Raw genomic sequence first — 22,444 nt, forward strand, 5'->3', positions numbered from 1 at the left:
CCCGAAGGGTCGGATGAGGGGGCGACGTTGCTGGATTTCGGAGAGCTTGCCCCCTCATCCCGCTGCCGCCGACTTCTCCCCGGCGGGGAGAAGAAACACGCGGCACCCGCTCAAACAAACCCCAACCGTTATGCAGTTCGATAGCCGACGGGGATTACCGCCCCAGATGCCGCTCGCCGCGCTTCTTGGCCAGTTCGATCTGCTGCTGCCGGTCGCGGAAGCGCTGGCGGTCCTCTTCGCTGCGGTCTTCGTAGCAGCTCGGGCAGGACACGCCTTCCTCGAATTTGGGGGACAGGCGCACTTCCGGTGTGATCGGATTGCGGCAGGCGTGGCAGAGCTGGTGGTCGCCTTCGGCAAGGCCGTGCACCACCGAGACGCGCTCGTCGAACACGAAGCAGGCGCCCTCCCACAGGCTCTCTTCTTCCGGCACTTCTTCCAGATATTTCAGGATGCCGCCCTTGAGGTGATAGACCTCGTCGAAACCCTGTTCCTTCATGAAGGCGGTTGCCTTTTCGCAGCGAATGCCGCCGGTGCAATACATGGCGATCTTCGGCTTGTTGTGCAGGCCGGGATTGTTCTTCACCCAGTCGGGAAACTCGCGGAAGGTTTTCGTCTGCGGATCGACCGCGCCCTTGAAGACGCCGATGGCGGTCTCGTAATCGTTGCGGGTGTCGATGACGATTGTATCGGGATCGGAGATCAGCTCATTCCAGTCGCGCGCCTCGACATAGGTGCCGACGATGCGGTTCGGATCGATATCCGGCACGCCCATGGTGACGATCTCTTTCTTGAGCTTCACCTTCAGCCGCACGAAAGGCATGTGCGAAGCGCGGCTTTCCTTGTGCTCCAGCGCGGCGAATTCCGGCTGGGCGCGCAGGAAGGAGAGCACGGCGTGAATGCCCGCATCCGGCCCGGCAATGGTGCCGTTGATACCTTCGCCGGCAAGCAGCAGCGTGCCCTTGACGCCGTTTTCCTGGCAGAGCGCAAACAACGGCTCGCGCAGGGTCTCGAACCGCGGCAGGCGGGCGAAATGATAAAGCGCGGCCACAAGGAAATCACCAGAGACTTCCGGGCGGGGGAGAATGGTCGTGTCGGTCATGGGCGCTGAAATACAGCGACGGCGGCCGCAAAGCAATATTTATCGGCGGGTTCGGGTATTTTGAAAATCGTCAAATATCTGCCGGAGTGAGGCAAATGGGAGGCGCTTCGTGCCTCAAATCCGACATTGGCGAAAGCGCAATACCTGTCTTCCGTCATCCTTGGGCCTGTCCCAAGGATCTAATCACGTCGCGCAAAATCGAAACGTTGCAGATCCTCGGGACAGGCCCGAGGATGACGCCGAGCCCGGCGGGACGTTTTCACGCTGTCTCCAGCCTATTTCGCCGCCTGCCGCCACAAGAGGCCGACGATGCGGCTTTCGGTGCGGGCGGATTCGGAGAACACCTCGTTCGCCAGCGCCAGGCCTTCTGTGCGCAGCGCCTGCTGCCTCTCGATGATGGCATCGAGCAGCAGGGCCAGCCGCTCGCCATTGCCGAAACGCTCCGGCTCGCGGTCTGCGACGGCGGCGAGAACCGAGAGATCGTGCTCATGGCCGAGAATATCCACCAACCGCTTGGTATCGGCCCGCTTGGCGCGCATGGCGGAAGGCCATAGCCGGCGCATCAGGCCAAGATGCATCCAATAGGCCTGCCCGGATTTGCGCAATTCATGGAAATGCTCGACGTCGGCCTGCTCGTGACAATCGGTGAGCGCCTTGCGTGCCGTTTTCCTCTGTTTCGCCCAGGCGCTTCTGAGCAGCCGGGCGGTGTCTTTCAACTCATCCGGCAGCGACAGGTCCTCAAGCTTCCTGCGCGCTTCCCCGCAGCCGGCAATGGCGGCGGCAATGGCCTCGTCGAGACCGGCCTCATGTTCTATGGCGTCGTCACGGCGCGCGCGCAGCATCGCGGTGATCGACCGCAGCGCTTCGCCCTGCGCGTCCGAGCGCGCGAAGGCCTCGAGATATTCCGCCGTCTCCACCAGCGCCGTTGCATCGCGCGCAAAGGCGAGGGAGCGGGCGATATCGCGAATACGGGCGTTTTCCTCGCGGCCGAAATCCGGCACCGCCTTGCGGATGAGGCGATAGAGGGCGCGCAGCCGCTTGAACCGCTTGCGGGCGTCGTGCACGGCCTCGTGCGATCCGGACGGCTGGTCGCGAAGGATCGTGACCGTATCGTCGATCAGCTCCAGCCCGGCCCGACGGATTTCATTGTCGAAGGGCTTTTTCGGATCAATTCTGAAGGGCATCTGGCAAGTCTCCGTTCGGACAGTCCATGGCGAGCGACTGGTTGGAGAAGCGCTTGTCTCCGGTGACTTCCCTGCCCAGCCAGGACGGCAGATCGGGATCGGCATTCTCGTCGTTCATTTCCACTTCCGCCACCACCAGCCCGTGATATTTCCCTTCGAAAACATCCACTTCCCAGGTGAAGCCGCCATGATCGACAGTGTGGCGGGTTTTTTCGATCACCACGCCCGGCGCGCTTGCCATCAGCTCCTCGGCGTCCTTGAGGGGTATGGAATATTCATATTCGTCGCGAACAAGCGCGCTTGCGCCGATCTTGATGGTCAGGGTCGCATCGCGCCGGTCGACGATCCTGACCCGGACCGAGCGGTTTTCCATCGAGGCGACATATGCCTGCCGGAAAGCCATGCTATGCGTGACCTCATTGCGCCATTCACCGCCTGCAACAAGAAACTTCCGTTCAATTTCCTTGGCCATGCTGTCTCCGCGAACTGGGGCGCCAGATTATCGCAATATGATAGTGTGATGAAGCGAATTGATTGAAGTATCTGGATAAAAATGCGGCTGGTGCGCCTCGACATGAAAGCCGAGGCAGGCTAATCGGTAGACGGAATTTCAATCGTTTCAATTGCGCAAGGGAGGCTCATCTTGGCCCAGGACTCCGAAAAACTGCTCTCCATCCTCAAGCTCCAGCCGGTCGTGCCGGTGCTGATCGTGGATGACGCCGCTTCCGCCGTGCCGCTTGCGCGCGCTTTGGTCGCAGGCGGCCTGAAGGCGATCGAGATCACCATGCGCACACCGGCGGCGCTCGATGCCATCCGCGCAGTTGCGGCGGAAGTGGAGGGCGCGAATGTCGGCGCCGGCACCATTCTCAATGCCAGGGATTTCGAAGCGGCGGCAGAAGCCGGCTCCACCTTCATCGTCAGCCCCGGCATCAATAAAAGCGTGCTGGAAGCCGCGCGCGGTTCGAAGGTGCCGTTGCTTCCGGGTGCTGCCACCGCCAGCGAAGTCATGGCGCTGCGCGACGAGGGTTACAAGGTGCTGAAGTTCTTCCCGGCCGAACAGGCCGGCGGCGCGCCTTATCTAAAGGCGCTGTCCTCGCCGCTCGCCGGCACCGTCTTCTGCCCGACCGGCAGCGTGTCGCTCAAGAACGCCAATGACTATCTCTCCCTGCCGAACGTCGTCTGCGTCGGCGGCTCCTGGGTTGCCCCGCGCGAACTGGTGGCGACGGGTGACTGGGCGGGCATCACCAAGCTTGCCGCCGAAGCCGCCGCACTGCGCGCCTGATTTGCATTCTGTCAAACCCGTTCACGAAGGCGTGAGCGGGTTTGACATTTGTATTCGGCCCACGGCTTCCTATCTCCCCTGTAGATTTGACCTCTACAGGAGATTTTGATGTTCGACGCCAAGAAGCTTCTTGAACAATTCCTCGGCTCGCAGGTGCCGGGCCTTTCGGGAAGCGTCCGTGACAGAGCCGGGCAGGCCGCCGATATCGCCAAGAATAATCCGCTCAAGGCCGGCGCGCTCGCCGCCGCCATTCTGGGCACCAAGACCGGCCGCAAGCTCGCCGGCAATGTCGCCACCATTGGCGGTGTCGCCGCCATCGCCGGTCTCGGTTACCTCGCCTACAAGAATTACAAGTCCGGCCAGGCGCCTGAAGCCGCGCCGAAACCCGAGCCGGAGCTTCTCGCCCCGCCCGCCGATTCCGCCTTCCACCCGCAATCGCCAGCCCTTTCCAACGATTTTGCGCTGAAGCTCATCCAGGCGATGATCGCCGCCGCCAAGGCGGACGGTCATATCGATGAGAAGGAGCGCGCCAACATCATGGACAAGGTGCAGGTCTCCGGCCTCGATAGCGAAGCCGAGCGTTTCCTCGAAAAGGAACTGGCCGATCCTCTCGACATTGACGCGCTGGTGGCAGCCGCCCGCACGGAAGAGCAGAAGGTGGAGCTTTACACCGCCTCGCGGCTTGCCATCGAGGCTGATACGCGGGCGGAGCGGGGCTATCTCGACCTTCTGGCCGGGCGGCTTGGGCTGCCGGATGCGCTGGTGGACCATATCGAGGCGACGGTGGTGGCGGCGAAGGTTTGAGGTTAGCCTCGGCGGCTGTGGTTCACCCCCCTCTGCCCTGCCGGGCATCTCCCCCTCAAGGGGAGATCGACAAGCGGCGATGTCTCGCCTCTCTCAGCGTTTGCGAATAAAGTGGTGGTAGCGCGTCCTGCCGATCTCCCCCTTGAGGGGGAGATGCCCGGCAGGGCAGAGGGGGGTGAGCCACACCCGCCAGGGCCACCGCATCCTACCCCACATGCACTGTTGTCATCCCGCCCCGCTTGCCCTAATCCTTCTCCCAGCAAATGGGGAAGAGAATGCGCGATCTGAGTGATTTCAAGGGATGTCCGCCGCCGCAGCCGGTGGTGTTGAAGGGCCGTTACGTGACGGCGGAGCCGTTCGATCGCGAAAAACATCTTGCGAGGCTCTGGGCCGCACTTGGCGGTGAGGGCGTGAATGCGCTGCTCAAATATTTCCCGCAAAATGCCTTTCCCGATGCCGACGCCTTTGGCGACTGGCTCATCGGCGCGGGGCAGAAGCTCAACTGGGTCACGCTGGTCTTCGTTGAAAACGCCACCGGCGATATCGTCGGCATGGCGAGCTATATGCGGCCCGATCCCGCCAATGGCGTGGTCGAGGTGGGCTCCGTCGCCCATGGCGCGAAGATGAAGCGCTCGCCTCTTTCCACCGAGGCGCATTACCTGATGGCGAAACATGTTTTCGAGCATCTGGGGTATCGCCGCTACGAGTGGAAATGCCACAATGAAAACGAGCCCTGCAAGATAACGGCGAAGCGTTATGGCTTCACCTTCGAGGGCGTCTTCCGTCAGCATATGATTTCGAAGGGGCAAAATCGCGATACGGCGTGGTTTTCCATGATCGACGGCGAATGGCCGTTGATCGGCAAGGCCTTCGAAGCCTGGCTTTCGCCGGAGAATTTTGCGGCCGATGGCGCGCAGAAGCGCAAGCTTGAGGATATCCGTGCGGAGTTTGCCGATGCCAGTGCCTGAAAACCCGGCGCCTGAAAAGCCGAGCCCCGGCAAGAAGGATTGGTCGCCGGCCATCGCCGCCGCCCTCATCATCGTCGGCTTTGGGCTGGTCTTCTTCGTCATGCCGAAGATCATGCTGTGGCTGGGCGATTATTCGCCCTGGCTTGCCGCTGCCTTCGGCACGGTGGCGGTGCTGTGTTTCTTCCTGCTGTTCTGGCTGCGCGCCCGTTACCAGCGTCGCCGTGACGGTTAGAGCTGAAGCGACGCGCCGAGCAGAAACAGCCCCATGATGAGCACGAACAGCGCACCGGCGATCTCTATCGCATGGCTGATGCCGGCTGCCCTGCGGCTGCCGGGGCCGGCGAAACGCACGGCGAGGCCCTTTGCCGAGACGGCCATGATGGCGAGAGCCGACACCGTTATCGCCGTGCCGAGCGACATGGCGAGGACGGAGAGCACGCCGCCGAGATAAAGCCCGTTCAGAAGCGCGAAGCTCATGACGATGATCGCGCCCGAGCAGGGCCTGAGCCCCACCGCGATGATGGCGGACCATGCCTCGTGCAGGCTGAAGTTCTTGCCCTTCAGCAGCATCGGATCCGGCGCATGGGATTTACCGCAGGCGGCGCAGAGATCGCCCGTGCCGTCATGGTCGTGATCGGCAAAAACCGGCTTGCCCTGAAACCGGAGGCCCGTGCCCATGCCAGTGGTTCTGCCGACTGTCGTTTCACCTGCCGCCGCAAAAACGGCAACAGGCTCGCGCCGGATGCGCAGCGACCAGAGTTTTCGCACCAGCAGCCAGGCGCCGAACAGCGCCACCATGGCGAAGCTGGCGATCTCCATCGCCTGCGTGGCCTTCGTCATGGTAATGGAGGTGCCGCGCAGCACGAGCCAGGCCGCACCGACGAGGCCGATGGCCATCAAACCCTGAATGAGCGCCGAGACGAAAGAAATGAGAATGCCGCGTTTCAGCTGCGTCTCGTTGGCGATCATGTAGGACGAAATGACCGCCTTGCCGTGGCCGGGACCGGCGGCATGGAAAACGCCATAAGCAAAGGAGAGGCCGATCAACGAGCTGAGCGCCCAGCCATCCTCGCGCATGGCCTTCAGCGCGCCGGTCAGTGCCCGATAAAACATCTGCTGGTGCACATTGATCCATTGCATCAGCGGCGCGAAGGGGCCGCCGACGGAAAAGGAAGGCTCGGCCGAGCCGATGCCGAGCGGCGATTGCGCATGGGCCGCACCGGCCACGGCAATGAGGCCGATGGCGACGGCGAAGAGGCCGGCCCTGCGGCTCAGCATGAGATCTCCAGCCGGGTGGCGAAGAGCTTGGTCATGTCGGTGCCGGTCGGATCGTTGAAGAAGGCGTCGGTGAGCGTGCCCTGGTTCTGCGAGATCACCTCGTCGGGATCGGGACGGACGACATGATGCTTGCAGGCATTCAGATCCTTACCCTGCGTGGCGATATCACCGTCCTTGGCGAAGTCGATCGCCGTATACATGGTCGGATCCCAGGCGCCGAAGCTGAGCTTGCCCTTGACGGCCAGAGGCTTGGTCGGCTTCACGGAGAAGAACATCAGGATCTGCTGGTCCTTATAGTCCACGTGAATGGCCTCGGGCTTGGAAAATTCCACCGGTTTTCCATTGGCGGTGATGAAGGTGTAGTAGGAATATTCGGCGAGCGATTCCAGGACGGTATTGCCGATTTCGGCCAGTTCGTCCTTATCGAGCTTCAGGTCGCTGTTCTTGTCGTAATCCATCACCACGCTTGCCGAGAACATCTCGTCGAAACGCCAGATGTTGCGCACTTCCTGAACGGTGCCGTTCGGCCCCTCGACGATTTCCATGCGGGCTTCGGCAAAGATATGCGGATGCGCCGCCGCGGCGACGGGAACGCAGGCAAGGCCGGCCGCGAGGAGCAAAAAGCGTCTGTTCATTATCCGGTCTGTCCTGCCTTCGAATCTGGAAGGTCTGACTCTAGCAGAAATTGGGACCGAATTTCGACCTGATGCGGCTGATCCTTCGCGCGGGCCGGCACTAAATTTCAGAAGGTGCCGCTGAAACGCGAGGTGATGCTGGAGCCGCTATAGGCAAGGTCGGTATCGCGCTCGCCATGCAGCAGGCGGTTGAACTCCACCTCCAGCTTGCTGTTCTTGCCGGTATCGAAGGAGAGCGTCGCGACCAGCCGGCGCTCGCTGGTATCGTAATTATAATAGATCCAGTCCTTGTGGACCCGGTGCAGCGCAAGATCGAGCCCCACTTTTTCGGTGATCCTGCTTTTCACGACGAATTGAAAGCGGCGATGGAATTCGGCAATCGGGTCATCCGGGTCGAAAAGTGCATAGTCCTGCGAAAAGCCCGCGCCGAAGGCGATGCGCTCGGTGGCCTTCACCTCGGCTTCGGCCCGCAGATAGGGGCGGGTGCGTTTTACCTTGTCGCTGATCTCATCGCCGGAAATGGATGTGAAGCCCGCTTCGGCCAGAACCGCGAAACGGTCGGAGAACCTGTAACCATAGGCCAGAGAACCTCGCAGCGTATTGGCCGGGAAACGTTCATATTTTTCCTGCTGCCCCTCGGGCACGGCGATGCGGTCGTAAGCGAGCGTCAGCCCTGCCTCGCCGCCGCCGAGTGATCGTGCATGTTCCGCCTTCAGCGATAAAAGCGCCTCGTTCGCTTCCAGTCGGGTGGGCAGGAAATAGGCCGGGCGGAACCGCGCCTTGCCTTTCATCAGGCTGGCGACACTTGCCGTCAGCGTGTTCTTGCCGCCAAGGGCAAGGATGCCGAGCTGGGAAGACGCCTCCAGCTTGTGATCCAGCTGCCGGTAACCAATGTCTTCTTCCGGCAGGTGCAGGAAAATATCGCCGGCATCGCTGCGGGTGCCGCGCAGCTCAAGGGCCCATTCCAGCTTTTCGGAAAATCGTTTCGTCAGCCCCAGTGCCGCGATGGTGTTATGTTCATTGGCGAAACGATAACGGGGCAGGCGAACCTCTTCCTGCTCGAGCGAATAACGCAGCTCCGCCCCCTCCAGCGCGATCTTGCCATTGAGCCCGAAGCCGGCGCGCAGCGAAATCGCGCTCAGCCGGTTGGTGTCGGCGAAATAATTGCTGTCATAAGCAATGCCGGATTTATAGGTGACATTGTGCTCGTCGGCCTTTTCCCCCGCCCGTGCGCCGCAGGCGCAGGCAAGCCCGAGAACAAGCGCGATATATCCCCCCAGCCGCATGCGCATCTCCGGTCTCTAATTAAGCAATATCTTATATTTGGTTGGTTAATAAAGTTTCCCGCGCCGCTTTACTGCGGCGGCTCAGATGCCGACCGGCATTGTTTGAACAAGGGGCGGGAGCGCGAAGATACGATATGTAAAATTTGATTAAAATCACAAGTATTAGTGTTAATCGTTTATTGTAATATTAGCCTTTGCTTGAATTAGAATCCTCTAAATATACAGTTCAGTTACGCCAGATGGCGTGATCAAACAAAAGAGGAGAGAGAAATGATTGCAAAGTTCGCTTGTGTAGCCGCTATTCTTACTGTCGCTTCCGTTGGTCAGGCCAATGCGGGCGGTCTTCTGGGAGGCATCCTGTCCGGTAATAGCAACAAGGGCGGCGCCCTTGTCGTCGTCTCGCCGAGCATCGATCTCGGTGTCAGCGGCATCCTGTCCAATAACGGGATTCTGAACGGCAACAAGACCGGCATCCTGAACGGTGTGCTGAACGGCAACAAGACGTCCGTCGATGTCATCGACAACAGGAATGACGGCGGCAAAAAGCGCCGCCACTAGCTGAAACGTGGAACGGGATGGCGAAACCATCGGGCTTTTCTCCATCCCGCTCCAACGCAACAGCTCGAAAATCATCAGGGATTTTCGACGAAGACGATGCGCGCAGCGCATAAGCCGGCAATGATCCTCGAGTTGCGTGTGTTTGACGCATGGCGTTTCCGGCAAGAACAAACGGCGCATCGCATGACTGGAAGAGGGCCTCACGGCCCTCTTTTTTGTCCGCGTCGCGATGTGAACGACGCGCACAGAAGTGCAGGATGGCCACTACTCGCGGTGGTTTTTGTGATGTGGTGAGAGCCGTTTTTACATCGCGGCGGCCGACCCGTGAATATCCGCGTTAATTCTAATTTATATTTGGTAAATATTGCAGATGTTAATCGAAATACGTTCCATGCCGGCTATTTTCTCTGCGCTATTTACGCGATTTTAACCACGATGTTCTTCAATCTACGGGTGCGTTAACCCCGTCACGACGCTGCGCTTCCGGTCGCGAAATACTCGCAGCCCGCAGGTGACGGGATGTTATTTTCAAGGAGCTATCGCATGTTGAAACAATCACTTCTCGCGCTCGGCCTGCTCGGCGTTTTCTCCGGCGTGGCCGCTGCCGCCGATGCCGTCAGCGACATTCCGTCCGCGCCGGTCGTCAACGACGTTGCGCCTGCCTTTTCCTGGGATGGTGTTTATGTCGGTGCGTCTGCGGGTTACGGCTGGAACCGGGTTAAGTCGACCACTTTTGGCGTCACCACGAAACATGAATTTGACGGCGGCCGTTTTTCCGGTTTCGCGGGTTATAATTTCGAAGTTGCGCCTTCCGTCATTCTCGGCGTCGAGGGCGATCTCGGTTACGCCTGGGGCGACAAGACCATCGTGACCAGCGAGGTTTCCGCAGGCTTGAACGGCTCCGCACGCCTGCGCGCCGGTTACGCCATCGACCGCGCGCTGATCTATACCGCCGCCGGCTACACTGCGACGGATAGCGAAGTCAAAGCGCCGTTCGGTGAGGACAGCAAGGTTCTGCACGGCTGGACGGTCGGTGCGGGTATCGATTATGCCTTCACTAACAACCTGTTTGGACGCGTCGAATATCGTTACAACGACTTCGGCAAGGCAACCTACCGTACCGGTCCGATCACCTCGACCGGCGATGTCAGCGAACACGTCGTCAAGGTTGGCCTCGGCGTAAAGTTCTGACGGTTATTCCGTTTTCGACAGGGGGCGGCGCAGCGTTGCGACGCCCCACGCGCTCGATGAGGCGATCTGGCATCGATCCAGCGAACGTTCCGCCGAAGATGAAAACGCACATTGCCTTTCAAGGCAGGCTTGAACAGCGGGCCTTTTTGATGTGATGGTGGTCGCCGCCATCCCGTCCCGCCTCCCAGCCTTCAGTCGATTCCCATGCTCCAGAAAAGCACTTTGCCGGGCGCTTTCGATCGTCAGGCCTATTTGATCGCCCTGCTGGTTTTTATTGCCGGCAGCACCAATGCGGCTGTCGTGCCATTTATCGGTTTTTACATCATCCAAGTGCTCGGCCATCCGCCGGCGACCGTCGGTTTTTACAGCGTGACGGCGGCGCTGGCTTCGATTGCCGCCAGCCGTGTTTATGGCGAGCGTGTCGATGCCGGGGTGCGGGTGAGGCCGCTGTTGATGCTTTCCGTGTGCGGCGCTTTTGTCGCGGCGGCTGCGGCGAGTTTCGGGCATCTGGCGCTGCTGGTGGCGATAACGGCGACCGGCATGGGGCTTTCCAATGCCGCCAGCACGCTCATTTTCAGTTACGGCCGATATCATGGCCGGGTGAAGGCGCTGGATACGGTCGCCTATAATGCCTTCCTGCGAACGATGGTGTCGCTGGCATGGATGCTGGTTCCCGCCGCCGCCTATCTGATCTTCGATCTTGCCGGCGCGAAGGCCGTGTTCGTGAATGCCATGCTGATGGCGGTCATCTGGGGCGGGCTTGCCCTTGCGGTCGTGCCGCGCGACCAGACCAGCCCGATGGAGCGGCGACAGGCGGGTGACGACGATACACGGCGCAACCTGCCGCTGCTTCTGGCGGCGGCCGCCAGCTTCTGCATGTCTTTTGCCCATGCTCTCTGCGCCTCGGCCCTGCCGGTGTTTCTGGTGCGGGAGGTCGGCCTGCCGGATTACGTTCCGGGCCTGTCGCTCAGCGCCAAATGCGCCATGGAGGTTCTGTTCATCCTGCTTGCGCCGCGAATGATGCGCCGCTTCAGCGCCCGCCTGCTTCTGGGCGTTTCGGCGGTGATGGCCATCGTCGCCTTCAACGTCATCGCCTCGGTCACCACATTGCCGGCCATGATCGCCGGTGCGGCGCTGGAAGGCGCCTATTACGGCCTTTGCGCCGGCACTTGCCTTACTTTCGTGCAGGGCTTTGCGCGCGGCCGCACGGCCCGGGCGACGGCGCTCTACATGAACTCCATCTTTCTTGCCGCGCTTTTTGCAGTGCCGCTGATGGGATTCGTATCGCAATATGCGAGTTTCGGCGTCTCGATCCGGCTCGCTTCGGTTGGTGCGGGCGCGGCCTTGCTGCTCCTGTTTCTGACGCGGCGGCAGGTGGGGGAGTAGGGTATTGCAGGGGGCGGCAATCTTGCACAAAGGCTTGTCTGGCGGCGATATTTCGGACAACCCTCATTGCTGTGACAAGCACAAGAATGAGGGAAGTGAGATTGGCCACGGTGCAACGTGGGGCTCAGAAGAGGAAAAAGCGCTATGTCCGAGAACAAGGTCAACGCACTTTCGGTCGAGTTCGATCGCTCGAATATGTTTGAGCCGCTTTTGCAGGCTGACCCATCCTTTCGTGAAAAGTGGGAGGCATTCCAGGAGGAATACCGATCTGAGGACGAGTTGCCACTTTACTTGGCACTGTCAGAGCTTGCACGTCATCTAATTCGGGATTTGGAGACGGGTAACACGCATCGATTTGACGCGGTCTTTGATGTTGTCGAACGCTGGCACATCAAGGGCGACCCATATGTTAAAGAGGCGGCTACAATAGGTCTCCTCGAAGATTTACAGAATGGACATTTGCATCGCAAAACTCGCTCTGACGATTTTCGTCCATGGCTGCAGCCGGAAACTCTCGGATGGTGGAATAAGGTCCATGAATTCTGGGCTACAGGAAAGCTGATAATTTGAGGCCTTGGGATCAGGTCATTATGAGTCCGCGCCCTAGCTCGCCACGCGACCGTCCATCCCTCAAGCCGAAATATCGATGATCCCGCAATCCCCCGCTTCGGAGGCGAAGGCGAGCAGCTTGCCCGTGGCGCTCCAGTCCATGCCGGTGATGGCGCCCTTGCCGGGGCGGCGCAGCAGGGCTTCCTTGCCGTCGGCAAGGCGCACGCCGAGGATCATGCCGTCGATGAAGCCGATGGCGAGCACATCTTCCACAGGGTGGAAGGCGACATTGGTGACCATGATGTTGGCGCGGCTGCCGAGTTCTTCCGGGGCCTTGCCCATCGGGCCGTCCTTGCCGGCAAACGGCCAGACGATGGCGGCCGGCGCGCCGGAAGAGGCGAGCCATTTGCCCTTTGCCGACCAGGAGACGGATTTGACCTTGGCGGGATAACCCGTCATGCGCATGTGGCGGGCTTCCATGCCGCCCTTGGTGGCTTCCATCTTCCAGCCGTGCAGGGCATTTTCCTGCATGGTGGTGACGAGGAACTTGCCATCGGGCGAGAAGGTGACGCCGGTATGCGCACCCTTCCATTCCAGATCGACCGGATCGCCGGCGGTCGCCACCCAGTGCAACGTCACACCGTTATAACGGGCAACGGCAATGCGCAGGCCCTTGGGCGCAAACGCGATGGCCTCCACCGTGCGCTCTTCCTTGAATTCCTTGACCGTGCCGTCGGACAGCCGGACGAAGCTGGATTTGCCGACACCATAAGCGACAGCCTTCTGCGGCCCGCCGGCAACGACGCCCACCCATTTGCGCGGCACATTGGCAATTTCGCCGATGCTGCCGTCATGACCGATGCGCAGCACGCGGCCGTCCTCGCCGCCGGAAAGCAGCGTGGCGCTATAGGGATCGCGCACGCAGGTCAGAAGCCCGTCATGCGCCTCAGTCACCTTCTCGCCGCCATCCAGCCGGTGAATGGTGCCGGCGGCGGTGGCAAACAGGGGAATGTCGCCGAGAAAATGGGTCGAGACCACGTGGCCTTCGATATCAAGCGGGGCAACAGTCGGCATGGGGCATCGGTCTTTCGTATCTGTGTCGGATGGGGCGACGATGTCGACCCCGGCGGCAGGCATGGTTCTAAAGCATTTCCGGCAAAAGCGGAACCGCTTTTACGTTAGGACGATTCGTGAAATCAAGGAGATAGAGCGCTTTGTCGTCGAGGAACCACCCTACACGGCAGTTGAAAATCACTGACACTCCTGCGTTCCGGGCTCACCCCCTCTGTCCTGCCGGACATCTCCCCCTCAAGGGGGAGATCGTTCCGTGGCGAGGTTTCGCACCTCTCGACGGTCGAGAATGAAGTGACAAGAGAGCGTCTCGCCGATCTCCCCCTTGAGGGGGAGATGTCCGGCAGGACAGAGGGGGTGAGCCCGGAGCGCCGGAGCGTCAATGATTTTCAACTGCCGCGTAGGATGTCGAAGAACGCACCGCGCGGTTGCGCGTCGGGCGGATGACGGACGCAGCCGCACCCCGGCTCAGGGCCGGGGTGACGGATGGATAAGGATCAGGCCGTCGCGAGGCAGGCGTTGAAGCTCTTTTCCAGCTTTTCACGATCCAGTTCGCGGCCGATGAAGACGAGGCGGCTTTCGCGTTTTTCGTCTTCCTTCCACGGGCGCTGGTGGTCGCCCTCGATGATCATGTGCACGCCCTGCACCACGTAACGTTCCGCATCGCCCTTGAAGGCGATGATGCCCTTGAGGCGCAGGATGTTCGGGCCGTCGGTCTGGGTGACCTTCTGGATCCACGGGAAGAATCGCTCGGGGTTCATCTCGCCGCCGCGCAGCGAGACCGACTGCACCGTCACATCATGGATCGGCGAAACCGCGCCATGGTGGTGATGATCGTGGCCATGGTCATGATCGTGGTGATGATGCCCGTGATCGGGTGGTCATGGTCGTGATGATGGTGATCATGATCGTGGTGGTGATGGTCGCAATCGGGGCCGCAGACGTGGTCGTCATGGCCATGCTCGAGGAAATGCGGATCGTTTTCCAGCGCGCGTTCCAGATTGAAGGCGCCCTGATCGAGAACCCGGGCGAGATCGACGCCGGACCGGGTGGTCTTGTAGATGCGGGCGGAAGGATTGATGGCGCGCACGATATCCTCGATGCGGGCCACTTCCTCCGGCGAAACGAGATCGGTCTTGTTGACGACGACGACATCGGCAAAGGCGATCTGGTCTTCGGCCTCGCGGCTGTCCTTCAGGCGCAGCGGCAGGTGCTTGGCGTCAACCAGGGCAACGACGGCGTCAAGCTCGGTCTTGGCGCGCACGTCGTCATCCATGAAGAAGGTCTGGGCGACGGGAACCGGGTCGGCAAGGCCTGTCGTTTCGACGATGATGCCATCGAAACGGCCGGGGCGGCGCATCAGGCCTTCCACGACGCGGATCAGGTCGCCGCGCACCGTGCAGCACACGCAGCCATTGTTCATTTCGTAGATTTCTTCATCGGACTCGACGATCAGATCGTTGTCGATGCCGATCTCGCCGAATTCATTGACGATGACAGCGTATTTCTTGCCGTGGTTCTCGGAGAGAATGCGGTTGAGAAGCGTCGTTTTGCCGGCGCCGAGATATCCCGTCAGGACGGTGACTGGAATGGGCTTGGCTATAGCTGTTTCGGTCATGGAAAACCCCGCGTGGAGAGAGGCCGTCAGGCCTCAGGAAGATGTGTCGTCGTCCATATAGGCGCGACGTCCTGGCAGTTCAAAGAGATTTTGGCCGAATTCGGCCATGGCACTCAAATTTTGTTATGAAATAACGTTATGTCAAAAGCGTGGATATCTTCAAGCAGTTCGACAAGGCCTTTTACGGCGTGGGAAATCAGCCTTTCGCCCTTTTGCGCGGTGGCAGCGGCGGCGTTTCCGGCAACGCCGTTAGGGTTCAGATCGCTCATCAGCCAGCCGAAGGCATGCGGGCCATAGGCGCGCAGGTGTTTGAAGCGGCTGGCGAAATCGCTCTGGCGGGAGGGAAAGTCTTCGGCCTTCTGCATCGCCACCCGTTCGGGGTGAAGCGCCAGCATGACCGATGTTTCGATATCGCCACCATGAATATCGACCGCCTTGTCTTCCGGCTTCACGATATCCGCCGGTACGCCGAAACGGGTCCAGCTTGTGGCGACCGCCAGCATGCCGAAACGGGCGCGGGCCTCGGTGGCGACGATGGTCATCAGCGGTGAATTGCCGCCATGGGCGTTCAGCATCACGAATTTGCGCACGCCCTTTTTATATTCGGCTTCAGCGATGCCGAGCCAGCGCTCGATGGCCTCATCGTAACGCAAGGTCTTCGTGCCCGGTACATTCATGTGTTCGATGGAATATCCGACCGGTTCCACCGGCAGGAAGGAGACGGGCAGGTGGGCGGGCAGGGCGGCGGCGAGACGGGTGGCGATGCCTTCGGCAATCAGCGTATCGGTCTCGAACGGCAGGTGCGGCCCATGCTGTTCATGCGCGCCGAGCGGCAGCACGGAAATTGCAGCTGTTGCGCGAAGATGCGGGTCTGTTACGTTTTCGTCGTGATAATGCGTGTATGAGTTTGGCATATGGCAGTCCGCGCGTGCATTCGTTAAGGATTTCCAGCAACATATATCGGTTCCGCCACAGGGTAAAAGGCACTCGCATATGAGCAAGGACAAAACCGGGCATAAGGACAAAAGCGCCAAGAAGGAAAAGGGCGGCAAGAAGGTAAAGGACGCCAAAAAGAGGGATGAGAATTTCAACCCCGAGGAACTGGCGCAATCCATCACCCAGGCGGCCCGTTCCATGCGCACGGCGCTGAGCCACAGCCTTGCCGAAAGCGGGCTTTATGCGGGCCAGGACGGCGTTATCCTGGCGCTGGCGCAGGAAGGCAGCCTGACGCCGGGGCAGATCGCCCAGAAACTCGGCGTCAAGGCGCCCACCATGACCCGCACCATCGGCCGCATGGAAGCGCAGGGCTTCGTGGAACGCAGCGGCGATGACGAGGATGGCCGCGTGACGCTGGTGAAGCTGACGGAAGCGGGTTTGAAAAGCGTCGAACACATCAATATTTCCATCGCCAATTGCGGTGCAAGGGCCGTCGAGGGGCTTTCGGCCAAGGATGTGCGCAACATCGTTAAACTCTTGAAGGCGATTGACGCCAATCTTCAATAATTTTTGCTGAAATTTTTAAAAGAACCATCTGTTTTGTGGGTATTCCTTAAACGGGTTGCGGATTTTGTTTAAACTGTTTAATTGCAATTTAAACGGAGCCATCCGTCATTGACACGCGTTTGGGGAGGAATGCCGTGGCCCAAAAGGTCAAACTGTCCACGATTGCCGAAAGCCTCGGTCTTTCGACCGCCACCATTTCTCTTGCATTGCGCGACAGCCCCTTGGTCGCTGCCGATACGCGGGACAAGATCAAGGAACAGGCGCGGGCGCTGGGTTATATTTATAACCGCCGCGCCGCCAGCCTGCGCACCTCGCGTTCCGGCATTGTCGGCGTGGTGTTCCACGATGTGATGAACCCGTTTTACGGCGAAATTCTGAAAGCCATCGAAAGCGAGCTGGATCGCAGCCGCCAGACCTTCATTCTTTCCAACCATTACGATTCGGTGGAAAAACAGCGCACCTTCATTGAAACGCTGCTGCAGCTGGGTTCCGACGGCATCATCATGTCGCCGGCCATCGGCACGCCGATCGAGGACATGACGCTGGCCGAGGAGAACGGCATGCCCGCCATTCTGGTGGCCCGTTCGATGGATGGCGTCGACATGCCGACCTATCGCGGCGACGATAGCTATGGCATTTCACTGGCCACCAATCACCTGATCAGCCTCGGCCACCGCACCATCGCCATGGTTGGCGGCACCGACCAGACATCGACCGGACGCGACCGTTACCAGGGTTACGTCAATGCGCTGCGCAAGGCCGGCATCGAGGTCGATCCGAACCTGCGCATTCCCGGCCCCCGTTCCAAGCAGGGCGGGTTCGAGGCCGCCGTGCATTTCCTCTCACTACCGCAGAAGCCGACTGCCGCCGTCTGCTGGAACGATCTCGTCGCCATCGGTCTCATGAACGGCATTTCCCGCGCCGGTCTGGTGCCGGGTGTGGATATTTCCGTCACCGGCTACGACGATCTGGAGGAAGCGGCGATTGCTACCCCGGCTCTGACCACGGTTTCCAACGGTCAGGCGGAGGTGGGGCGCCTGGGCGGCGCGCGCTGCTGGACAGGCTGGCGGGCAGCCATGAACCTGATGGCATTCACCTCATCAAGCCGGAAATGCGCATCCGGCAATCGACCGGGCCGGTGCGGCCGCGGGTGTGAGTACATCGCCCGGGAGTATGGATGCGGCAGGCTGCATGTTTCTGGTTGTTCGCGATGTTTCCTTCTTCCGTCATTCCGGCCTTGAGCCGGAATCCAGCCACCGCGTGTCTACGCGGTGAAAAGACTCTCTCAGCCCGAGCACTTCGGTTGACTGGATGCCGGATCAAGTCCGGCATGACGGTGAGGGGCGCCACAAAAAATCGGCATGAAACTTCCGTCTGCCCCCATAGCATCCCCTTATTGCCCTTTTCACGGCCGCCGTTGTTTGAAAAGATCGCCGCCCAGAGGAGTGGGATGGCGAAAGGTTCGCCTGAAACCCGCTCCGGCTATTGGAATGTTATCAGGAGGAATATCCGCTCATGTCTGACAAAAAGGCCGTTGTTCTCGTTCCCGGCAAGATAAACCCGCGCGTTCTCGAACGCCTCGAAGGCAAGGTCGAGATCGTGACTGTGCCTGCCGGTGCCGAGCCGGTTCTGCCGGCGGGCGCGGCGGAGCGCGTCAATGCCATCGCCGTTTCCGGCGTCGTCAACGCCAAATGGATCGATGCGCTGCCGAAGCTCGAGATCATCGCCAATTTCGGCGTGGGTTATGATGGCGTCGATGCCAAACATGCCGCCACGCGCAACATCGTGGTGACCAATACGCCCGATGTACTGAACGACGAGGTGGCGGATACGACGATTGCGCTTTTGATCAACACCGTGCGCCGTCTTTATCAGGCCGAGACCTGGCTGCGTGACGGCAAATGGGTTGGCGAAGGCCCGTTCGCGCTCTCGCCGTTTTCGCTGCGCGGCCGCAAGGTCGGTCTCTTTGGCATGGGCCGAATCGGCCAGGAAATCGCCAAGCGGCTGGAGCCTTTCAAGGTGGAGATTGGATACCACACCCGCAGCAAGCGGGATGGCCTCCCTTACACCTATTACGGCTCGCTGAAGGAGATGGCGGAAGCGGTCGATATCCTGATCTGCATCGTGCCGGGCACGCCGGAAACGCACAAGGCGATCAATGCCGAAATCCTGACGGCGCTTGGACCTGACGGTGTGTTCATCAATGTCGGCCGCGGCTCCAGCGTCGATGAGGATGCGTTGCTTGAGACGCTCAAGAGCGGCGCCCTGGGTGCTGCCGGTCTCGATGTGTTCTATGCCGAGCCGAAGGTGCCGGAAGCCTTCCTGTCGCTGCCGAACGTCTCCCTGCTGCCGCATGTCGCCTCCGCCTCGGTTCCGACGCGCAACGCCATGGCCGATCTGGTGGCCGACAATATTCTCGGCTGGTTCAGGGACGGCAAGGTGCTGACGCCGGTTCCGGAGACGCCGGTCAAGGGGTAATCCTTTTCCAGCCTCATCCTCGGGCTTGCCTCACTGCTGTCCGGTTTAAATTTCCAGACAGGCTGCAGTCCCCTTGAAGTCGGTAGTAAAGGGTGCACATTCTCTCGTCGTCATCCTCGGCCTTGTGCCGAGGATCTAATCACGTCGAATAAAATCAAGATGTTGCAGATGCTCGGGACAGGCCCGAGCATGACGAAAGAGGTTAAGCTTTGCGCTCACCTCATGCGCGTCCCTATTCCGCAATCTCCGAGCTTCCCACCCAACGCCCTTCGGCAAATGACCGGGCCATGGCGTGGATGCTGCGCTCGATCTTCAGGCCTTCCTCGAAATCGACGATATGGGCCTTTTTCCCTCGATTGCCGCGATCAGTTCGCGGCATTCGATCACCTTCAGGTCGTTGAAGCCTAGGCCGTGGCCCGGGGCGGGGATGAAGCGGTCATAGGGCTTGTGGTGCGGCGCGGTGAGGATGGTTCTGAAACCCTGCTCTTCCGGGCGTCCATCCGTGGTGTAAAGCTGGAACTCGTTCATCCGCTCCTGATCGAACAGGATCGAGCCCGTGGAGCCATAAATCTGGATGGCAATGCGGCCCTTGCGGCCCCAGGCGGAGCGGTTGGCGATGAGCACGGCGGAAATGCCGCCTTCGAGCTTTAAGAGAACGCTGGCAAGATCGTGCGTCTCGACCGCGCGCTCGCCGCCGCCGGCAAGTGGGCGGGTCTCGTAAGGTTTCACCATGTCCGTGATGGCGCTTTCCGCATGGCCGAACAGGGCGTAGAGCAGTGACAACGGGTGCACGGCGAAATCATCCAGCGCGCCGTAACCGGAAGACGCCTCGCTCTTCCAGTAGAAGGGCTGAGTGGCATCGGCCATGAAGTCCTCGTCCATTTCGGCGCGAACGTGATAGACGTTACCAATCGCGCCTTCGTCGATCAGGCGGCGGATGTGGCGGATGACGGGGTTCTGGATGTAATTGTAGCCCATCGCCGCGGCCTTGCCGGAACGGCGGGCGGCATCGCGCATCTTCACCGCGTCGGCAAAGGCGGGTGCCATCGGCTTTTCGCACCAGACATGCTTGCCGGCCTCAAGGGCGGCAATGGCCATTTCCGGGTGGAAGGCGTTGGGTGTGGTGACCGAGATGACATCGATCTCGGGATTGGACAGCAGGTCGCGCCAGTTGCCCGTCGAGTGGGCAAAACCGAACTCCGCCGCTTTCTTCGCGGCAAGCTCGGGGTTTACTTCCGCGAGCGTCACGAGGCGGGGGCGTTCCACATCGCCGAAGACGCTCGTGACGTTATTCCACGCCAGCGCGTGGCATTTGCCCATGTAACCGGTGCCGATAAGGCCCACGCCAAGAGCGGCCATGCTATTCTCCTCCCGAGATTATTTGAATTAATTCAATTCGTTAATTGCGTTTGTTGTGTGCCAAGACAGTCTCAAGACGTATCTTCGCGCGCTCCCCCATTCCTGTGCCTGTCACAGGAAACCAGCCGACGCGGCTTTCGCGTGACGGAAAGACTCCTTTCAGCCCAAGGACTTGGGCTGGCTGGATCCCTGTGACGAGCACAGGGATGAGGCGGCGGCGGTGTTTGCCTGAACTGCTTACGGATTATCCCGCTTGAAAATCCAGTCGTGATCCGGGTGGTTCTTGAAGCGCCATTTGCGCATCGGCCCGGCCATCACGTTCAGATAATACATCTCATAACCGTAGGGCGCGCCGCAGGGGTGGTGGCCCTTGGGCACCAGCACGACATCGCCGTCCGAAACCGCCATGGTCTCATCGAGCGATCCGTCTTCGGTAAACACGCGCTGGAAGCCGAAACCCTGCGCCGGGTTGAGGCGATGATAATAGGTCTCTTCCAGATAGGTCATGTCGGGGTAGTTATCCTCGTCATGCCGATGTGGCGGATAGGACGACCAGTTGCCCGACGGCGTGAAGACTTCCGTCACCAGCAGGCTGTCGGCCACATCGCGCTCTTCCATGGCGATGGGGAAGATGTAACGTGTATTGGCGCCCTTGCCACGCTCGGTCAGCTGCACGCCGTTCGGGCCGATCTGCTGCGCCTCGCGGCTGCCTTTTTCGCCGGGTGCGGTGCAGACGCCGACGGTGCAATCGGTCGTGGCGGTCAGCGACCATTCGGAGCCGGCGGGCACGTAGACGCAATGCGGCGGCTTGCGCTCGAACACATTCATGCGGTCGCCGAGTTCACCGAAGTCCTTATCCCCCGCGAAGATCGTCGCCTTGCCTTCCACCAGCACGAGGATGACTTCCGTATCGCCGGTATTTTCCGTCGCCGTCTCGCCCGGCTTCAGGCGGTAGAGGCCGAAACCGACATAACCCCAATCCGCGCTTTGGGGCGTGATATCGTGCACCTTGCCGCTTGTCGCGACCGGCTTGCGCAGAAGTGAGGTCATGGTGGTGTTCCTTTTTGGTCAGTCGTTCAATTTATCGGGCGGCTATTCCCGCGTTTCCCTCATCCCTGTGCTTGTCACAGGGATCCAGCCAGCCCAAGTCCTTGGGCTGAGACGAGTCTTCCCGCCGCGCCGACGCGCGTCGGCTGGGTTCCTGTGACAAGCACAGGAATGAGGTAGGAGGGGTTGCACCGGAACATACGATTCTAGGACGTATGGACGAATGCCCCCGCTCAGCTCAAGCAGCCTCGGCCTTATCCAGCCCTGCCTCGCGCGCAAAAGCCTTCAGCGATTTCAGCCCGAGGCTCTGATATTCGAACGGGTTGCGCACATCCGGGTCCTGTTCCGCCTCGATCACCAGCCAGCCGCTGTAACCATGCTCGGCCGCCACCTTCAGAACCGGTGGGAAATTCACGCCGCCTTCGCTGTCGCCCGGCACGGTGAACACACCACGGCGGACGCCTTCGAGGAAGGAAAGCCGGTCATTGCGAACCTGATCGGCAATGACGGGGCGCACGTTCTTGGCATGGATGTGGCCGACACGGCCCATATATTTCTGCGCGACGCGCACGGGATCGCCGCCGCCGAACAGGCAATGGCCGGTATCGAGCAGCAGATGCGTCTTCGGACCGGTATGCTTCATAAGGAGATCGATTTCCTCTTCGCTCTCGACCACCGTTCCCATGTGGTGGTGATAAACGAGGGTGATACCCTGTTCTGCGGCAAAGGCGGCCAGCGCTTCGACACCCGCACCGAATTTCGCCCAGTCCTCGGCCGCAAGGCGCGGACGGTCAACCAGCGCCTTGGTGTCATCGCCATGGATGGCGTTGGAGGTTTCGCAGACGATGATGACCTTCGAGCCCATGGCCTTCAAGAGATCAAGCGCCGGCTGCATCGCCTTCTTTTCGGATTCGATGTCATCGGTCAGAAGGTTCAGCGAATGCCAGCCGGAGACGAAGGAGAGGCCGCGCGGCGAAAGCACGCCCTTCAGGCCTTCCGGCTCCGTCGGGAACTTGTGGCCTTTCTCGATGCCGTCGAAACCGATCTTGGCGGTTTCATCGAGGCATTGTTCGAGGCTGATATGCGCGCCCAGCGTGCGGTCGTCGTCGTTGGACCAGGCAATCGGGTTGGTACCGTAACGGATCATC

At 60.5% G+C, this 22,444-nt stretch carries 20 protein-coding genes and 3 pseudogenes; 11 read left to right on the forward strand and 12 right to left on the reverse strand.

All coding sequences use genetic code 11. From position 1 onward, the window contains the following. Positions 1–154 precede the first annotated feature (154 nt). The 3 genes from trhO to O3W47_RS09320 all read right to left on the reverse strand — a co-directional run bounded on the left by trhO (position 155) and on the right by O3W47_RS09320 (position 2,755). Positions 155–1,099 (reverse strand): oxygen-dependent tRNA uridine(34) hydroxylase TrhO, encoded by a 945-nt coding sequence (gene trhO, locus O3W47_RS09310; protein WP_269313527.1) that lies wholly within the window; start codon positions 1,097–1,099, stop codon positions 155–157. A 275-nt stretch (positions 1,100–1,374) separates the two neighbouring features. Next, positions 1,375–2,283: a CHAD domain-containing protein gene (locus tag O3W47_RS09315; RefSeq protein ID WP_269313528.1), complete on the reverse strand. Its 909-nt coding sequence runs from the start codon at positions 2,281–2,283 to the stop codon at positions 1,375–1,377. Next, positions 2,267–2,755 (reverse strand): CYTH domain-containing protein, encoded by a 489-nt coding sequence (locus O3W47_RS09320; protein ID WP_004433417.1) that lies wholly within the window; start codon positions 2,753–2,755, stop codon positions 2,267–2,269. The genes O3W47_RS09315 and O3W47_RS09320 overlap by 17 nt, the downstream gene beginning before the upstream one ends. A 171-nt stretch (positions 2,756–2,926) precedes the next feature. Here O3W47_RS09320 and O3W47_RS09325 point away from each other — a divergent pair, with 171 nt between their 5' ends. From O3W47_RS09325 to O3W47_RS09340, 4 genes are all read left to right on the forward strand, one after another. Next, entirely contained in the window at positions 2,927–3,565 is a 639-nt protein-coding gene (locus O3W47_RS09325) for a 2-dehydro-3-deoxy-phosphogluconate aldolase (protein ID WP_004433419.1), read from the forward strand. 108 nt (positions 3,566–3,673) lie between these two features. After that, complete coding sequence (locus O3W47_RS09330; RefSeq protein WP_004445183.1) at positions 3,674–4,369, forward strand: tellurite resistance TerB family protein; 696 nt, start codon at positions 3,674–3,676, stop codon at positions 4,367–4,369. Positions 4,370–4,644: 275 nt separating this feature from the next. After that, positions 4,645–5,337 (forward strand): GNAT family N-acetyltransferase, encoded by a 693-nt coding sequence (locus O3W47_RS09335; protein WP_269313529.1) that lies wholly within the window; start codon positions 4,645–4,647, stop codon positions 5,335–5,337. Continuing rightward, positions 5,324–5,569, forward strand: coding sequence for a hypothetical protein (locus tag O3W47_RS09340; RefSeq protein ID WP_269313530.1), 246 nt, complete (start codon positions 5,324–5,326; stop codon positions 5,567–5,569). The genes O3W47_RS09335 and O3W47_RS09340 overlap by 14 nt, the downstream gene beginning before the upstream one ends. On the opposite strand, the gene O3W47_RS09345 is transcribed toward O3W47_RS09340, so the two are convergent. From O3W47_RS09345 to O3W47_RS09355, 3 genes are all read right to left on the reverse strand, one after another. Continuing rightward, positions 5,566–6,615 (reverse strand): nickel/cobalt transporter, encoded by a 1,050-nt coding sequence (locus O3W47_RS09345; protein WP_269313531.1) that lies wholly within the window; start codon positions 6,613–6,615, stop codon positions 5,566–5,568. The genes O3W47_RS09340 and O3W47_RS09345 overlap by 4 nt on opposite strands. After that, positions 6,609–7,250 carry a DUF1007 family protein gene (locus tag O3W47_RS09350; protein ID WP_167857065.1) on the reverse strand — a complete coding sequence of 214 codons (642 nt, stop codon included), beginning with the start codon at positions 7,248–7,250 and terminating at the stop codon, positions 6,609–6,611. The genes O3W47_RS09345 and O3W47_RS09350 overlap by 7 nt, the downstream gene beginning before the upstream one ends. A 107-nt stretch (positions 7,251–7,357) precedes the next feature. Next, on the reverse strand, positions 7,358–8,536 hold the full coding sequence (locus tag O3W47_RS09355) for a hypothetical protein (RefSeq protein ID WP_269313532.1): 1,179 nt from the start codon (positions 8,534–8,536) through the stop codon (positions 7,358–7,360). Between the two features lie 270 nt (positions 8,537–8,806). On the opposite strand from O3W47_RS09355, the gene O3W47_RS09360 reads away from it, so the two are divergent. The 4 genes from O3W47_RS09360 (at position 8,807) to O3W47_RS09375 (ending at position 12,241) form a co-directional block, all read left to right on the forward strand. Continuing rightward, positions 8,807–9,094: a hypothetical protein gene (locus tag O3W47_RS09360; protein WP_080819080.1), complete on the forward strand. Its 288-nt coding sequence runs from the start codon at positions 8,807–8,809 to the stop codon at positions 9,092–9,094. A gap of 543 nt (positions 9,095–9,637) precedes the next feature. Next, positions 9,638–10,285 (forward strand): outer membrane protein, encoded by a 648-nt coding sequence (locus O3W47_RS09365; RefSeq protein WP_269313533.1) that lies wholly within the window; start codon positions 9,638–9,640, stop codon positions 10,283–10,285. A 204-nt stretch (positions 10,286–10,489) separates the two neighbouring features. Continuing rightward, entirely contained in the window at positions 10,490–11,671 is a 1,182-nt protein-coding gene (locus tag O3W47_RS09370) for an MFS transporter (protein WP_269313534.1), read from the forward strand. A gap of 144 nt (positions 11,672–11,815) precedes the next feature. Continuing rightward, a complete protein-coding gene (locus O3W47_RS09375) occupies positions 11,816–12,241 on the forward strand; it encodes a DUF7674 family protein (RefSeq protein WP_080819077.1) in 426 nt (141 codons plus the stop codon). A 60-nt stretch (positions 12,242–12,301) separates the two neighbouring features. On the opposite strand, the gene O3W47_RS09380 is transcribed toward O3W47_RS09375, so the two are convergent. From O3W47_RS09380 to O3W47_RS09390, 3 genes and pseudogenes are all read right to left on the reverse strand, one after another. After that, positions 12,302–13,294 carry a WD40 repeat domain-containing protein gene (locus tag O3W47_RS09380; protein ID WP_004433450.1) on the reverse strand — a complete coding sequence of 331 codons (993 nt, stop codon included), beginning with the start codon at positions 13,292–13,294 and terminating at the stop codon, positions 12,302–12,304. Between the two features lie 494 nt (positions 13,295–13,788). Next, a pseudogene (locus O3W47_RS09385) lies at positions 13,789–14,909 on the reverse strand (CobW family GTP-binding protein). A gap of 113 nt (positions 14,910–15,022) precedes the next feature. After that, entirely contained in the window at positions 15,023–15,823 is an 801-nt protein-coding gene (locus O3W47_RS09390) for a creatininase family protein (RefSeq protein ID WP_269313535.1), read from the reverse strand. 79 nt (positions 15,824–15,902) lie between these two features. Between O3W47_RS09390 and O3W47_RS09395 the strand changes: the two genes are divergently transcribed. The 3 genes and pseudogenes from O3W47_RS09395 (at position 15,903) to O3W47_RS09405 (ending at position 18,890) form a co-directional block, all read left to right on the forward strand. Beyond that, entirely contained in the window at positions 15,903–16,412 is a 510-nt protein-coding gene (locus O3W47_RS09395) for a MarR family winged helix-turn-helix transcriptional regulator (RefSeq protein ID WP_135397413.1), read from the forward strand. Positions 16,413–16,546: 134 nt separating this feature from the next. After that, a pseudogene (locus tag O3W47_RS09400) lies at positions 16,547–17,568 on the forward strand (LacI family DNA-binding transcriptional regulator). Between the two features lie 359 nt (positions 17,569–17,927). After that, on the forward strand, positions 17,928–18,890 hold the full coding sequence (locus tag O3W47_RS09405; RefSeq protein WP_269313536.1) for a 2-hydroxyacid dehydrogenase: 963 nt from the start codon (positions 17,928–17,930) through the stop codon (positions 18,888–18,890). Positions 18,891–19,122: 232 nt separating this feature from the next. Here O3W47_RS09405 and O3W47_RS09410 read toward each other — a convergent pair. The 3 genes and pseudogenes from O3W47_RS09410 to iolE all read right to left on the reverse strand — a co-directional run bounded on the left by O3W47_RS09410 (position 19,123) and on the right by iolE (position 22,443). Beyond that, positions 19,123–20,249: pseudogene (locus tag O3W47_RS09410) on the reverse strand (Gfo/Idh/MocA family protein). Between the two features lie 237 nt (positions 20,250–20,486). Beyond that, complete coding sequence (gene iolB, locus O3W47_RS09415; protein ID WP_269313537.1) at positions 20,487–21,299, reverse strand: 5-deoxy-glucuronate isomerase; 813 nt, start codon at positions 21,297–21,299, stop codon at positions 20,487–20,489. Positions 21,300–21,534: 235 nt separating this feature from the next. Continuing rightward, positions 21,535–22,443 (reverse strand): myo-inosose-2 dehydratase, encoded by a 909-nt coding sequence (gene iolE / locus O3W47_RS09420; RefSeq protein ID WP_269313538.1) that lies wholly within the window; start codon positions 22,441–22,443, stop codon positions 21,535–21,537. Position 22,444 lies beyond the last annotated feature (1 nt).

Source organism: Agrobacterium sp. LMR679 (assembly GCF_027157905.1).
GTDB lineage: Bacteria > Pseudomonadota > Alphaproteobacteria > Rhizobiales > Rhizobiaceae > Agrobacterium > Agrobacterium leguminum.

Excerpts from the sequence above, each read along its gene's own strand:
- O3W47_RS09355 (WP_269313532.1), bottom strand. The coding sequence starts at position 8,536 with ATGCGGCTGGGGGGATATATCGCGCTTGTTCTCGGGCTTGCCTGCGCC.
- O3W47_RS09340 (WP_269313530.1), top strand. The coding sequence starts at position 5,324 with ATGCCAGTGCCTGAAAACCCGGCGCCTGAAAAGCCGAGCCCCGGCAAG.
- O3W47_RS09380 (WP_004433450.1), bottom strand. The coding sequence starts at position 13,294 with ATGCCGACTGTTGCCCCGCTTGATATCGAAGGCCACGTGGTCTCGACC.
- O3W47_RS09405 (WP_269313536.1), top strand. The coding sequence starts at position 17,928 with ATGTCTGACAAAAAGGCCGTTGTTCTCGTTCCCGGCAAGATAAACCCG.
- iolE (WP_269313538.1), bottom strand. The coding sequence starts at position 22,443 with ATGATCCGTTACGGTACCAACCCGATTGCCTGGTCCAACGACGACGAC.
- O3W47_RS09375 (WP_080819077.1), top strand. The coding sequence starts at position 11,816 with ATGTCCGAGAACAAGGTCAACGCACTTTCGGTCGAGTTCGATCGCTCG.
- O3W47_RS09370 (WP_269313534.1), top strand. The coding sequence starts at position 10,490 with ATGCTCCAGAAAAGCACTTTGCCGGGCGCTTTCGATCGTCAGGCCTAT.
- O3W47_RS09365 (WP_269313533.1), top strand. The coding sequence starts at position 9,638 with ATGTTGAAACAATCACTTCTCGCGCTCGGCCTGCTCGGCGTTTTCTCC.
- O3W47_RS09390 (WP_269313535.1), bottom strand. The coding sequence starts at position 15,823 with ATGCCAAACTCATACACGCATTATCACGACGAAAACGTAACAGACCCG.
- O3W47_RS09360 (WP_080819080.1), top strand. The coding sequence starts at position 8,807 with ATGATTGCAAAGTTCGCTTGTGTAGCCGCTATTCTTACTGTCGCTTCC.
- O3W47_RS09320 (WP_004433417.1), bottom strand. The coding sequence starts at position 2,755 with ATGGCCAAGGAAATTGAACGGAAGTTTCTTGTTGCAGGCGGTGAATGG.
- iolB (WP_269313537.1), bottom strand. The coding sequence starts at position 21,299 with ATGACCTCACTTCTGCGCAAGCCGGTCGCGACAAGCGGCAAGGTGCAC.
- O3W47_RS09345 (WP_269313531.1), bottom strand. The coding sequence starts at position 6,615 with ATGCTGAGCCGCAGGGCCGGCCTCTTCGCCGTCGCCATCGGCCTCATT.
- O3W47_RS09335 (WP_269313529.1), top strand. The coding sequence starts at position 4,645 with ATGCGCGATCTGAGTGATTTCAAGGGATGTCCGCCGCCGCAGCCGGTG.
- O3W47_RS09330 (WP_004445183.1), top strand. The coding sequence starts at position 3,674 with ATGTTCGACGCCAAGAAGCTTCTTGAACAATTCCTCGGCTCGCAGGTG.
- O3W47_RS09350 (WP_167857065.1), bottom strand. The coding sequence starts at position 7,250 with ATGAACAGACGCTTTTTGCTCCTCGCGGCCGGCCTTGCCTGCGTTCCC.
- trhO (WP_269313527.1), bottom strand. The coding sequence starts at position 1,099 with ATGACCGACACGACCATTCTCCCCCGCCCGGAAGTCTCTGGTGATTTC.
- O3W47_RS09395 (WP_135397413.1), top strand. The coding sequence starts at position 15,903 with ATGAGCAAGGACAAAACCGGGCATAAGGACAAAAGCGCCAAGAAGGAA.
- O3W47_RS09315 (WP_269313528.1), bottom strand. The coding sequence starts at position 2,283 with ATGCCCTTCAGAATTGATCCGAAAAAGCCCTTCGACAATGAAATCCGT.